10 protein-coding genes and 2 pseudogenes are annotated in these 13485 nt (G+C 38.4%); 7 read left to right on the top strand and 5 right to left on the bottom strand.

Annotation, left to right across the window (positions count from 1 at the left end; all coding sequences use genetic code 11):
- The 3 genes and pseudogenes from VIK44_RS04520 to VIK44_RS04530 all read left to right on the top strand — a co-directional run.
- A partial coding sequence (locus tag VIK44_RS04520; RefSeq protein WP_331552657.1) for a heavy metal translocating P-type ATPase occupies window positions 1–1400 on the top strand: 1400 nt, incomplete at its 5' end.
- A gap of 246 nt (window positions 1401–1646) precedes the next feature.
- Window positions 1647–1949 (top strand): macro domain-containing protein, encoded by a 303-nt coding sequence (locus tag VIK44_RS04525; protein ID WP_331552658.1) that lies wholly within the window; start codon window positions 1647–1649, stop codon window positions 1947–1949.
- A gap of 73 nt (window positions 1950–2022) precedes the next feature.
- Window positions 2023–2683 (top strand): annotated as a pseudogene (locus VIK44_RS04530) (vWA domain-containing protein).
- A 231-nt stretch (window positions 2684–2914) separates the two neighbouring features.
- Here the strand turns inward: VIK44_RS04530 and VIK44_RS04535 are convergent.
- Window positions 2915–4378, bottom strand: a complete 1464-nt coding sequence (locus VIK44_RS04535) for a deoxyguanosinetriphosphate triphosphohydrolase (protein WP_331552659.1) — start codon at window positions 4376–4378, stop codon at window positions 2915–2917.
- A 310-nt stretch (window positions 4379–4688) separates the two neighbouring features.
- On the opposite strand from VIK44_RS04535, the gene mscL reads away from it, so the two are divergent.
- Entirely contained in the window at window positions 4689–5102 is a 414-nt protein-coding gene (gene mscL / locus VIK44_RS04540) for a large conductance mechanosensitive channel protein MscL (protein ID WP_333783796.1), read from the top strand.
- Between the two features lie 630 nt (window positions 5103–5732).
- Window positions 5733–6245: an ATP-binding protein gene (locus VIK44_RS04545; RefSeq protein WP_331552661.1), complete on the top strand. Its 513-nt coding sequence runs from the start codon at window positions 5733–5735 to the stop codon at window positions 6243–6245.
- Between the two features lie 250 nt (window positions 6246–6495).
- Here the strand turns inward: VIK44_RS04545 and hcp are convergent, their stop codons facing one another.
- Window positions 6496–8052, bottom strand: a complete 1557-nt coding sequence (gene hcp / locus VIK44_RS04550) for a hydroxylamine reductase (RefSeq protein WP_331552662.1) — start codon at window positions 8050–8052, stop codon at window positions 6496–6498.
- Window positions 8053–8443: 391 nt separating this feature from the next.
- On the opposite strand from hcp, the gene VIK44_RS04555 reads away from it, so the two are divergent.
- Window positions 8444–8632, top strand: coding sequence for a ferredoxin (locus tag VIK44_RS04555; protein ID WP_331552663.1), 189 nt, complete (start codon window positions 8444–8446; stop codon window positions 8630–8632).
- A 228-nt stretch (window positions 8633–8860) separates the two neighbouring features.
- Window positions 8861–10744, top strand: coding sequence for a 1-deoxy-D-xylulose-5-phosphate synthase (gene dxs, locus VIK44_RS04560; RefSeq protein ID WP_331552664.1), 1884 nt, complete (start codon window positions 8861–8863; stop codon window positions 10742–10744).
- A gap of 120 nt (window positions 10745–10864) precedes the next feature.
- Here dxs and VIK44_RS04565 read toward each other — a convergent pair whose 3' ends face one another.
- The 3 genes and pseudogenes from VIK44_RS04565 to VIK44_RS04575 all read right to left on the bottom strand — a co-directional run.
- Window positions 10865–11701, bottom strand: a complete 837-nt coding sequence (locus VIK44_RS04565) for a tRNA 2-thiocytidine biosynthesis TtcA family protein (RefSeq protein ID WP_333783797.1) — start codon at window positions 11699–11701, stop codon at window positions 10865–10867.
- A gap of 9 nt (window positions 11702–11710) precedes the next feature.
- On the bottom strand, window positions 11711–12835 hold the full coding sequence (locus VIK44_RS04570) for a cysteine desulfurase family protein (RefSeq protein WP_331552665.1): 1125 nt from the start codon (window positions 12833–12835) through the stop codon (window positions 11711–11713).
- A 309-nt stretch (window positions 12836–13144) separates the two neighbouring features.
- A pseudogene (locus tag VIK44_RS04575) lies at window positions 13145–13485 on the bottom strand (hypothetical protein); the annotation flags it as partial.

Raw genomic sequence — 13485 nt, forward strand, 5'->3', positions numbered from 1 at the left:
GCAAGGTCATTGGCGGCATTTCAATGGTTGATACCTCAGCCCTAACCGGTGAATCCGTTCCACGGGAATTGGAGCCTGGAAAAGATGCATTAAGCGGTTTTATTAACAAAAATGGTGTGTTGACGGTTGAAGTAACAAAAGATTTCGGCGAATCAACGGTGTCCAAAATTTTGGATTTGGTTCAGAATGCCAGCAGTAAGAAAGCAACCACAGAACAGTTTATCACAAAATTCGCAAGGTACTATACGCCGGTGGTGGTCTTTAGCGCCCTGGCCCTGGCAATCATACCGCCACTGGTGATTCCCGGAGCCACCTTCTCTGATTGGATTTACAGAGCCCTGGTATTTTTAGTGGTATCCTGCCCATGTGCCCTAGTGATCTCAATCCCTTTGGGATTCTTCGGCGGCATTGGAGGGGCATCAAAGAGAGGGATCCTCATAAAAGGCAGCAACTACCTGGAAGCCCTAAATGATGTGGAAACCGTTGTGTTTGATAAAACCGGAACATTAACCAAAGGGGTTTTTAAAGTCACCGAAATAAATCCGGAAAATGACTATACCGAGGCAGAATTAATAGAAGTTGCGGCATACGCTGAAAGTTATTCAAATCACCCGATTTCGCTTTCATTGATGCGTGCTTACAATACCGCAATAGATAAGAATAGAATTGCAAAATGCCAGGAAATTCCGGGCCATGGAATCAAGGTGAATGTGGACGGAAAAGAAGTCCTTGCCGGCAATATCAGATTAATGGACAGTAAAAACATTAAGGTTAAAGACGTTGAGACGTTAGGAACCGTTGTCCATATCGCCATAAATAATAAGTATGCCGGTAATATTGTTATTTCAGATGAAGTAAAAGAAGACTCGGCCCAGGCAGTTAAAGCACTTAAAGCCCTTGGCATTAAAAAAACAGTCATGCTTACCGGAGATTTAAAGACTGTCGGGGACAAGATTGGACAGCAGTTAGGTTTGGATGAGGTTTATTCAGAATTACTCCCGACTGACAAGGTCGAAAAGTTTGAATTTCTGGAAAGTAAAAAATCTCCTAAAGGAAAGATTATATTTGTCGGTGATGGGATCAACGATGCACCGGTACTTGCCAGAGCCGATATCGGAATGGCCATGGGAGGTCTGGGTTCGGATGCAGCCATAGAAGCCGCGGATATCGTCATCATGACCGATGAACCATCCAAAATAGTAGATGCCATTAAAATCGCGAGAAGAACGCGCACCATTGTATTTCAGAATATCGTATTTGCACTGGGCGTTAAAGCCATATTCCTGATATTGAGTACGTTTGGTCTGGCATCCATGTGGGAAGCTGTGTTTGCTGATACCGGCGTGACGCTGATTGCTGTTTTTAATGCCATGAGAGCATTGAATACAAAAAACTTATAAATGAAAATCGAAAAATATATGGATCAGATATTTTCAATAAAAGAAAGATACTCGAAGAATACAGTCGAATTTAATTGCATCAGATAGAAATAAGTTGTAGAATTATTTTATAAGTGTAAATATTTACATGGTCACATTTATTCATTGCAATGCGTTTCCCAGTACCATTAATGCGTAGGGAATATGCAGAGACAAAACCCCTGTGCATATGATAGCAAGTCATTTATAGAAAGGATACCGACTGATATGACTCTGGAAATAATCCGAAACGATATAACAAAAATGCCTGTTGACGCCATTGTCAACGCTGCTAATAGTTCCCTTAAAATGGGAGGCGGCGTATGTGGTGCCATCTTCTCAGTTGCCGGAGCTGAAGAACTGCAAGAGGAATGCGACAGCATCGGTAAGTGCAATGTTGGCGAAGCTGTGATCACAAAAGGCTATAGCCTTCCTGCCAGGCACGTTATCCATGCGGTTGGTCCCATATGGCGTGGCGGCGATTCAAACGAGGCACTGTTTGCTTTCGACCAGGTTCTCCTCGGAGCATAAGTGTCGCTTTGAAGGCGACCCATTCGTCTCTTGAATTTGTTATCCTTTAGTTATTAAAGAAGTGGAGGATAAAATGAAAACAAACAAAACTGAATTAGTATTTATTTTGGATAAAAGCGGTTCTATGGCAGGTTTGGAAAGCGACACAATCGGCGGGTACAATGCAATGCTTAAAAAACAACAGGAAGATCCTGGGGAAGCCATTGTCACCACCGTATTGTTCGATGATCAATACGAACTCTTACATGACAGAATCAGTATTAAGGGTATCCGACCGATTACCGAGAAAGAATATTTTGTGGGTGGGTGCACTGCATTATTGGATGCCATCGGAAAGACCATTCATAAGATTGGAAACGTACAGCGTCACACCGATGAAGATCAACGGGCGGATAAGGTGCTGTTTGTGATCACCACCGACGGTATGGAAAACGCCAGTCGTGAGTACACATATGAAAAGATCAAAAAAATGATAGAAGGTCAGAAAGCAAAATATGATTGGGAGTTCATTTTCCTTGGTGCCAACATTGATGCTGTTTCCACAGCTGCAAGATTTGGCATCAGCGCTGACCGAGCCGCTAACTACAATGCAGACGGTGAGGGAACACGGCTGAACTTACCAGGCGGTCAGCGAAGCTGTCAGCTATATTCGGGCAAATAAACCCATTGCCGAGAATTGGAAAGAAGAAATTGATGCCGATTTCGCACGTCGGGAAAAAAATGGTAAGAAATAACAGTGCTTTAGGAATAGTCTGCCTTTTCGAAATTCAAGAAGTTGAAAGCGAGTAGTGATAAGTAATAGTGGAATATTATAAGTGCAGGTTTTGAATAATAGAATAGTGAATATCGAAAAATTAAAGGAGAGCCAGGGGGATTTTTCCACTCCTAACTCTTCTTTGAATTTGGGTTCTATTTAAAAAGAAATATTGATTCGTTCATGTATTATCACTATTTCCCCACACCTGTTAATACAGTCCACTCAGTTCCTGATAGAGATTTTTCGCATAAGAATCCGTCATGCCGGATATAAAATCGGTAACAAGAAGTAATCGCAAGTACAGGTTATAGTCCGGATCGTCTGTTTTTGATTTCAAATAATTTTCTTTGTAATTCTCAGAAATTAAATCGGTTAAATTTCGTTTAGCCTTGGTTTGTTTATGCAAGGGATCTTTTGCACAATCCTCTGCGTAATAGATAACAGCAGGAATAAATTTATCGAGTAATGCATTTAATATACTTTGTGCCGCCAACTCCATTTTTATGATACTTGGCGATGAGTAGACGAATTCATACATGGCACTTTTTAATATACGGATGGTTCCCCCATGAAAAGATTCGCCAAAAATATCTTTTTTAAAAGTGCCTTCCATAATTTTCGTATATGAATGGGTAAAGCCATAGGCTGCGGAATACAGAAGCCAATCCCGAACATGACTGATCCAATTTTGAAAAATCAGTATTTCTTTACTGCGTTCATTTTTAAATTGATCCTTTAATTCATTGAATTTTTCAATTAATAAGTTTGATTTTTCTATTTGCTCTTTAGTGAGCTGCTTTTCATATTTATGAAGCTCATTTTCAAAAAATTCTATAAATGTTTCAATCGAAAAAAAACCTTTTTTAAATGCATCCTCAAGATCAGCAGTGGCATAGGCAATATCATCTGCTGCTTCAAGAATAAACGTCAGCGGATGACGACAATAACAATTCTTAATATTTGTTCCGGTGTCCTCGGTGATTTTTGAAAACTCGTCGCTTTCAGATAGATAATACCCGATTTTATGGTTTTTTACGTTGGCATGTTTTCCGTTAACACTCAACGAATCAGCAGGATATTTGACAACAGTATTCAGGACTGAGGTGGTTAAGTTTAATCCAAACTCACTATCAACATGATGTAATTTTATAACCAGGCGAAGTGCCTGGGCATTGCCTTCAAAAATATATAAATCATTTTTCATTTGCGGGCTTAGAATATCACCTAATGGCTTGCCCTTATAAGCGTATTCTTCCAGGTTGTTCTTGAACCAGTCTCGGATAATGACTTCACCAAAATGTCCAAATGGCGGGTTGCCGATATCGTGAAGCAGGCCGCCACACATTGCAATGTCCCCGGCTAAGGCTGCCTGAGCCGCTGAGATTTTATATGGGGTATCTTTTTCGTAAATGGCAATATTTTTAGTGATCATTGCAGTCAATTGTTTAGCCAGTGATGATGTTTCGATTGAGTGGGTGAGACGGGTTCTGACGAAATCGCTTTTATCTAAAGGAAATACCTGGGTTTTATCCTGTAATCGACGAAAAGATGCACTGTTTATAATACGCCAATAGTCTTTTTCAAATTCACTCATATAATACTTCACAGGATCATAGGGCGGATTAATTTTTTTGCCGAGGCGTTTGTCTGTTAAAAGTTTTTCCCATTCCATTTAAAGTTCCCCTTTCAATATTGATTAATTATATCTTATCGAACCCGGTGTTACAACTAATGAAACAATACTATTATCAGTTAATTAAATAAGGTAAACTATCCATCAATTTCAAAGTCGCGGATGGGTTCGGCGAAATTTGAAGGTTCAGGGGTAAAAGCACAGATCGGTTTGCTCAGCATGAACTGTTTATCTCTGGATTGGAACTAAAGGTTAGAAATGAATTGATTAAAATCCTTGACAGTCCATTGAAAAATAGATATATTCACAGGGGTAAATCTATTCGAAAGGATTAATGAATATGAGGAATATGTTAAAAGAATTTAAAAAGTTTGCCCTTCGGGGAAATGTGATGGATCTTGCTGTAGCTGTTATTATCGGGGCCGCATTTGCTGGACTAATCAAATCGTTTACAGATGATATTATATCACCAATCCTTGGCCTGTTTGGCAAGACTGATTTCAGCAATTTTGTTTTACCGATTATGGGAGTTGAAATTCGATATGGTTCTTTTTTAATGGCAGTCATTAATTTTCTGATTATGGTCTTTGTAATCTTTATGATGATAGAGGGTTTAAACAAATTAGCTAGCTTGAGAAAAACTAAAAAAACAGAAGAGCCAGAAGTAACAACAAAGACATGTCCTTATTGCTGTACGGAAATACCGGCAAGGGCACAGCGGTGTCCCAATTGCACATCTGATCTGATGACAAAAAAAGGTTGATTTTAAACTGCATCCGATGACAACGACATCGCTGCTTTCATGGATGTTGTCTAAAAATTTAGTAAAGTAAGTCCTGGAGACAATTGTAACATCAGTTGTCTGCATCATGGCGAAAAGGCGGCAGCCTGTTCGAGCATGCAGATAACGATTTAGCATTGTCCCTGGGACGGGTTTGTCAATAATAAACTCCCCAATTGAGATTTACTCAATTGGGGAGTTTATTATTGATCTGTATTTGTAAAACAATTTGACTCTTTGCAAAGTTTATTTTATGATGCACTGAAAAAAATAAAATATTGTAAACCTGCTGGGGTGCCGCAAGGCTGAGAGAAAACTATTAAAGATGAATGATTCTTTGTTATTAAAAATGTTCGTTTTTTTTAATGTTTTTAAGGATTATTCTAAAAAAATAATGTAGAATTAAATTTGAATTAAATCACCATCTATAAACACGAATGTTTTAGGGTACCTGCAATATTTTAAAAATACTCTGAAATGTCATAAAACCGGTATTTTCAGTATTCATAAATGTGATTTTCGGCGAAAATTATTTATGAATCCGAGTGGGTTCAACTTTTTAAATTAGTTTGAATTATGAGAGAGAAGAGGATGAGAAAGAAGAGGATGAGAGTGAAAAAAATTAAAATGATGCTGCCGGCAAACCAGGAATATGTGAGTCTCGCAAGACTGACTATTGCATCGGTCGCAACTAACATGGGTTTTTCTATCGGAGACGTAGAAGATCTTCAAGTGGCAATATCTGAAGCCTGCACAAATGCTATTTGTCATAGCATAGTCCCAGAAGCTACTTACGATTTAACCTATATTATCGGAAAAAAAGATTTGACTTTTACTGTTAGTGATACAGGGATTGGTTTTGAACCCGATTTGGTAAAATTACCTGGTGACAATGAAGATGCATTGGCAAGTGGCTTCGGTCTTTTTGTTATTGAAACATTAATGGACTCGGTTGAAATAGTGAGTAAAAAAGGAGTAGGAACCTCCATTACCATGGTTAAAAACCTACCATCAGAGATTCCAACTTTGGTACCTATTCCACACCGATCATGGTCAACGAAAATACAAGACACTGTTGAAAATTTATATGGTGGATTTGCATTCAAAAATAATTTAAGTATCTAAATTGATATGAAATCTGAGTCTCTGGGAGGATATCCTCCCAGAGATCTTTTTTTATCAAAAAACTTAGTCATTCGGTGAGTATTCTGATTGATTCGATATCCCATAAACAGACAGCGAAGCTAACGATACTTTCGCAATTACTTAGTTCCATTTTTATTAATTGTATCCTTAAATGCAAATAGCCGCCGTGATAATTCTCACAGCGACTAAAGATGTCAGATTGAATTTTTGATTTATAACCTAAAGATGATTATGCTAACAATTTTGCCAGATCAGCTTCCGGTGTTGAAATGGCTCCGATATTATATTTTTCAATCAGTACATTCAGTACCTTTGGTGAAATAAATGCCGGCAGTGAAGGTCCGAGTAAAATATTTTTTATGCCCAAGGCTAAAAGGGTTAATAAAATAACAACCGCTTTTTGTTCATACCATGAAAGCACCATGCTCAGCGGTAAATCATTGACGTCACATTCAAAGGCACCTGCCAGGGCAACGGCTACCTGAATAGCTGAGTAGGCATCATTACATTGTCCCATATCCATGATTCGGGGCAATCCGCCAATGGTACCGAGATCTAAATCATTGAACCGGTATTTGCCGCAGGCAAGGGTCAGAATAATGGATTCTTTTGGCGCTTTTTCCACAAATTCGGTGTAATAATTTCGTCCGGTTTTTGCACCGTCGCAACCGCCAACCAGGAAGAAGTGTTTGATATCCCCGGCCTTTACCGCCGCAATGACCTTATCGGCAACAGATAAAACAGTGCCATGTCCGAAACCGGTCATTAATGTTTTTCCGCCATTAATCCCAGTTCTTTCCTGGTCTTCTTTGTATCCGCCCAGTGCCAGTGCTTTTTCAATGACCGGGGTAAAGTCTTTATCTTTTCCGATATGCACCATTGATGGGTATTGAACCACATCGGTTGTAAAAACACGGTCCGCATAGCTATCTTTTACCGGCATCAGACAGTTGGTGGTAAACAGAATCGGGGCCGGAACGTTGTCAAATTCTTTTTGCTGATTCTGCCAAGCCGTCCCAAAGTTTCCTTTAAGCTGTGGATATTTTTTAAGCTCAGGATATGCATGGGTCGGCAGCATTTCGCCATGGGTATAGATATTAATGCCTTTGCCTTTTGTCTGTTCCAACAGCAAATGTAAATCACGTAAATCATGGCCGGTGATAATAATAAAAGGTCCTTTTTCAATGGTCATTGTCACTTCAGTTGGTATTGGTGTACCATAGGTTTCGGTATTGGCTTTATCTAAAAGTCCCGTACAGGCAAGATTGACGGTTCCAGTTTCTAAAACAAGGGGCAGTAATTCTGCCATTCCCATGTCTGAACCCACAGCTACCAATGCTTGATAGAAAAAGGCATTAACAACAGGATCTTTATAGCCTAAAACAGCTGCATGATGAGCGTAGGATGCCATGCCTTTAACACCTAAAAGAATTAATGTTTTTAAGGAACGAATATCTTCATTTTCTTCCCATAACCTGGTCATATCATAGCTTTTGGCCGTGGGATCAAGATCCGTTTTCATTTTTTCAATACAGGCCACCATGGCGTCCAGGCTTTCTTCGTCAAAGCTGACATTGGTTACTGTTGTAAATAAAGCCTTAACAATACAGTTATCGGTTGCATCGGTTGCTTTTGTATTTGTTACTGCACGGGCCAAACCAATGGCTGCCCCTACTAAATTATCCTGGAGATCTGCCACTGGAGCTGTTTTACCGCACACTCCTTTGACTTCACAGCCGGTGCCTTTTGCCGTTTGTTCACATTGAAAACAAAACATATCTTTCATTATTTTTACCTCTTTCTAAAATATTATTAAGCATTTAAAAATGCCTTATCTCGTATTGCTACGAGGCAGATTGTTGACAAATCCTAATTTCAAGGACATTATCGATTTCTTGAACTAAGCATACAATAATCCAACCAAAAGAGCTGTTGCATATGCAACATATAAAGAATTTATTAAAAATAAATTTGAAGTATTAAGAAAAGTTTAATTATTTATGTTTGGGTGAGAAAGTCTGGAAGATATGGCATCTCCTGGGGATTTATAGACTAAAAGCCAAACATATCAGAATTATTTTTTCCCGAATGTATTATGTTTAAAAATTTAGGGTATGATAAAAAGAAAGACGGGAATATTTTTGATATACAAATTAATTAAGAAAAGGAGATTTAAAATGAAAGCTATTGTTGATAAAGAAACCTGTATCGGATGCGGACTCTGCGAATCGGAATGCCCTGATCTATTTGAATTGGATGAAGACAGCATAGCAATTGTCATGGTAGATGTGGTTCCGGAGGAATTTGAATCCTGTGCATTAGAGGCATTGGAGGAATGTCCGGTAGATGCAATAACCCTTGAATAACATTTCTGTTATCAGCTATTGCAAAACTGGCGGCAGTCAATGGCCCGACCCAATTGAGATTGACTCCATTGGGTTTTTCTTTGCTTTTCCAAAGCAAATGTCTGGATAGATTATACTAAATAAGACAGTTTCTATTGGAATATGTTATAATGAAAGTTAAAGAAAACAGATAAGAAAAAAATATTAGAATAAGCAGTCGCTATTGTTTCAGGGAAAGGATTGTAGAAATTGAGTATACTAAAAAACATTTCATCGCCAAAGGATATTAAAAAGCTATCTTATAGTGATCTTGATAACCTTGCAGATGAACTTCGAAATAAAATTCTTGATACAGTATCAAATAACGGTGGGCATTTAGCATCTAATTTAGGTATCGTCGAAACAACCATTGGGATCCATCGGGTTTTTGATGCCCCGACGGATCAAATTGTTTTTGATGTTGGTCATCAAAGTTATGCTCACAAGCTGCTAACCGGAAGACAAAATGAATTTAATACGCTGCGTCAATGGAAGGGTATCTCGGGCTTTACAAATCGTGAAGAAAGTATTTATGATCCCTTTGGTGCAGGACATTGCGGAACATCCATTTCCGCCGCATTAGGTTTAGCCTCAGCGAATCACCTGGATGGAAATGAAAACTATGTTATTGCCATTGTCGGTGATGGTGCATTTACCAACGGTATGATTTATGAGGCCTTGAATAATTGCACCAAGAATCATTTGAAACTGATTATTATACTCAATGACAATGAAATGTCAATATCCACCAATGTAGGGGGGTTATCAAGGTATTTAACTAAAATACGAATAAGCCAAAAGTATTTTAATTTAAAGTATAAAACCCAGTCGTTTTTTGAAAAAATACCTTTAGTAGGAGGGGGCTTAGTCAGTGGAACCAGAAAAATCAAGAATCATGTCAAAAATGTAATCGTGATTGAAAACTTTTTTGAACATCTGGGAATTGATTATCTCGGCCCTGTTGATGGAACGGATATTAAAAAAATAGAAACAGTACTCAATGAAGCAAAAAATAAGAATGAATGCTGCCTGGTTCATGTCCAGACGATTAAGGGCAAAGGGTATCAACCGGCAGAGGATAATCCGGAAAATTATCATTCGGTAGGGGCTTTTGATTTAGAAAAAGGGGTTGACGACAAAAAAAAAGATCGGAATTTTTCTTCGGTATTTGGAGAAATACTCTGCCAAGAGGCTGAGGAAAATCAATCAATTTGTGCAATTACAGCGGCTATGACAGGTGGGACAGGATTGAATGGGTTCAGAGCAAAATATCCCGAAAGGTTTTATGATGTGGGAATAGCGGAAGAGCATGCTGTTACTTTTTGTGCAGGCCTTTCAGTGAATCAGAAAACCCCGGTTTGCGCCATCTATTCAACATTTATCCAGAGAGTTTATGATCAGCTGATTCATGATGTTGCCATCCAGAAACTGCCGATGGTTATGGCACTGGATCGATGCGGGCTGGTACCCGGTGATGGGATTACCCACCAGGGAATTTATGATTGTACCTACTTAACCTCAATACCGGGAATTGAAATATTCAGTCCGGAGACATATGATGAAATGAGCCAGGCCTTTCAATATGGGTTCAAAAGTAAAAGCTTAGTGGTTATTCGTTATCCTAAAGGATCAGAATTACGCTATGATCGCAGCCATTATATTTCCTGCGGCGAACTGAGCTATTGTGATTTTTCACCCGATAACTATGATGCCGTCATTATTACTTATGGGAGAATTACTAAAAATGTCCATGATGCCATTGAATTAATAAAAGATAAGGTTCATGTTCGTTTGGTAAAACTGGTGAAGGTCTATCCCCTTGATTTCGAGAAAATATTTTCAGTCATTGAGTGCGCAAAAATGGTTTATATTCTTGAAGAAGGTATCAAAAGCGGAGGCATCGGCGAAAAACTGGCATGTGAATTTGCTCAGGATGATCGTATGCAATCAAAAAAAGTGGTGATTCGTGCCATTGAAAACCCCTTGATGGAGCAGGGCGATTTAACATCGCTTTACGCATGTTATGGATTTTTACCTGAACAAATTGCTGCTGAAATTTATGATGTTTATCAAACCGGCACAAATTTAAATTAAGGTCTGCACTATCACTTTTCACTTTATAATCTGGTAAAATTACAAAAAAACCATCCCTGAAGCAGGGATGGTTTTTAAACGTTTCCGATTGATTTTTATTTTGCAGGTTTTAAATCGACGTTATTCCTTTAAATCATAGTCATCCAGAAAATGATGCTTTTTTCCGTCTTTTTTATAGGCAATGATGGTTTTGAGATTAACATTCTCAACACATTTAAAAATATTGGCCTCAATGTAGGGGCTGGTATTCTTGAATTTTTTGATGAGGGTTTTCATTTCCTGGCGCTTCGAACCACCACCCAAATTATCGCACATTGTGCAGTTTTCGGTAAATCGGCAAGCACATTGTATGAACTCAAGGTCGTTATGATGTTTCCAGTGAATGATAGCTTCCTCTCGGACTAAGTACATGGGTCGAATCAGTTCCATATTCTCGAAATTATTGCTTCGCAGTTTTGGCATCATCGTTTGAATCTGTCCGCCATAAAGCATGCCCATTAAAATGGTTTCGATAACATCATCGTAATGATGCCCCAGGGCGATTTTATTACAGCCTAGCTCCTGGGCCTTACGGTATAAATGACCCCGTCTCATTCTGGCGCAAAGGTAACAAGGCGATTTATCAATATCAGCCACTGACTCAAAAATCTGAGTTTCAAAAATGGTTGCTTCAATATTTAAAGTTTTTAGATTATTCAAAATTCTCTGTTTATTAATGGGATTATAACCGGGATCCATGACAAGAAAGACCACTTCAAAATTAAACTTATTATGTTTCTTGAGTTCCTGAAAAAGCTTGGCCATTAACATAGAATCTTTGCCACCGGAGATGCACACTGCAATTTTGTCGTCTTTATTTACCAGCTGATATTCATTAATTGTTTTAGTAAAACGACACCAGATACTGTGGCGAAATTTCTTTTTTATGCTTTTTTCGATTGCTTCATATCTTACCATTGACTGCTCCTATTTATATGTGAGATTACTGTAACATGTATCAAATATTTTTAAAAATTCATGGATCTCAATTTCTTCCGTTAAATGGCAAAGGCTGATTCGCCATGAACTTCGTGCCTGTTCCCGGTTACCAGTCACAGCGAACACGGACCTTGAAGGTGTGTTTTCTGTTGAACAGGCTGATTTTGTAGAAACGCAGACATCATAACTGCTAAGCATTGATTGAAATGTTTTTGCTTTTACCCCTTTAATGCTAACATTAAGAAAATGGGGAAGTGAATAGTGGGTACTGTTAATATGGACCAGAGGATATTTTTTTAGTGCACTTTTCAGCATTTCATTTTTCTGTTTTACCAGTTGAAATTTTTCTTCACTATTTTCATAACAGAGTTTCAATGCCAGGGCTGTTGTCGCTGCCCCTGCGGTAACAGGGGTTCCGCTTCGGTAGATACTGGTGCTGATCCCGCCGTGAATTAATGGTTCTAAAATGACATGTTCGTTTCTAAGCAATACCCCCATTCCTTTAAGTCCGAAAAATTTATGAGGGGAAAAAGTAACCAAATCCATATTATCTAAATTGATTGGAATTTTTCCAACAGCCTGGGTAGCATCCACATGAAAATGGCAGTTGGGATAATTTGTCAGTATTTCACCTATTTTCTCAACAGGCTGACGCACCCCTAATTCACTGTCGACATAAACGATGGAAACTAATATGGTATCATTTCTAAGTAATTCCTTTAAATGGTCTATATCTACGGTGCCGTCTTTTTTTACCGTCACTAAATCAATTTCATAACCCAGGGACTGCAGCCAGGTTAATGAACCACTGGTTGAAGAGTGTTCCAGGGAAGTCGAGATAATATGTTTGCCATTTTCCCGGTAGGTTTTAGCAACACCTTTTATAGCAAGATTATTTGCTTCACTGGCGCCTGATGTATAAATGACTTCCATATCAGAACATTCTAAAATTTCTTTAATTTCTGCAGTGGATTCTTCAATTATTCGGTTAGCTTGCTTTCCGGCACTATGTTTTGCATTGGGATTACCGTAATATTTTTCACTTATCGTACTGAAAGAATCCAGAACTTTATGATTAACAGGTGTATCCGCTGCATAATCCAGATAAATCATAAATCTCCAATCATTGACTTTAATTTTTATATGGCCATGTTCTCAATAATAGCTATGAGAGTGGCTTATCAGGTGCTTTGTTTAATAGAAATAGCATTTATTGCAAAAATATGCAATGCGGTTGAAAATGAAAAGTTAACCCGAGGTTAACATTATAATTATACTATAGAAATAGTATAATTTACATTAAAGAGTCAGTAATTTGGAAATAACTTTAATCGAAGAAAAAGGGCATTCATTAGAGAACTCTCAAAAATTCAGAAGTGCTCTAACGAAATTTGAAGAATTTGGTGGTTTGAAAATATTAACTCACTGAGACCCGGCAAAATAGTTAATGGCATCACTGATTGTAAGAAGTTCTTCCGTAGGGATATAGGGAGTATAAACACTGGTACTGGTACCAGTATCGTCAGTGCCGGATGTTGTTCCATCAGTGTTGGCAGTTTGTTTTGGGCCATAAATAAACGCATGTAGTGCAATCACATTATCGGCAAGGGTATTTGGGACAACATAGGAAACGTTGTTAATCATAGCATCACGAACAAATTGGTCCGTAGGGACGCGAAAATTCAAAAATTCCTTATTATTTGAACCCAAAAAAGCCTTGGCATAGGTGGTGATCTCTTTCAGGGAAAGGGTCGTGTTAACAT

Source organism: Acetobacterium sp. (genome assembly GCF_036508315.1).
Classification (GTDB): Bacteria; Bacillota; Clostridia; order Eubacteriales; family Eubacteriaceae; genus Acetobacterium.

Coding starts and splice junctions, on each gene's coding strand:
- VIK44_RS04525 (WP_331552658.1), top strand. CDS start 1,647: ATGACTCTGGAAATAATCCGAAACGATATAACAAAAATGCCTGTTGAC.
- VIK44_RS04535 (WP_331552659.1), bottom strand. CDS start 4,378: ATGGAATGGGAAAAACTTTTAACAGACAAACGCCTCGGCAAAAAAATT.
- mscL (WP_333783796.1), top strand. CDS start 4,689: ATGTTAAAAGAATTTAAAAAGTTTGCCCTTCGGGGAAATGTGATGGAT.
- hcp (WP_331552662.1), bottom strand. CDS start 8,052: ATGAAAGATATGTTTTGTTTTCAATGTGAACAAACGGCAAAAGGCACC.
- VIK44_RS04555 (WP_331552663.1), top strand. CDS start 8,444: ATGAAAGCTATTGTTGATAAAGAAACCTGTATCGGATGCGGACTCTGC.
- VIK44_RS04565 (WP_333783797.1), bottom strand. CDS start 11,701: ATGGTAAGATATGAAGCAATCGAAAAAAGCATAAAAAAGAAATTTCGC.
- VIK44_RS04570 (WP_331552665.1), bottom strand. CDS start 12,835: ATGATTTATCTGGATTATGCAGCGGATACACCTGTTAATCATAAAGTT.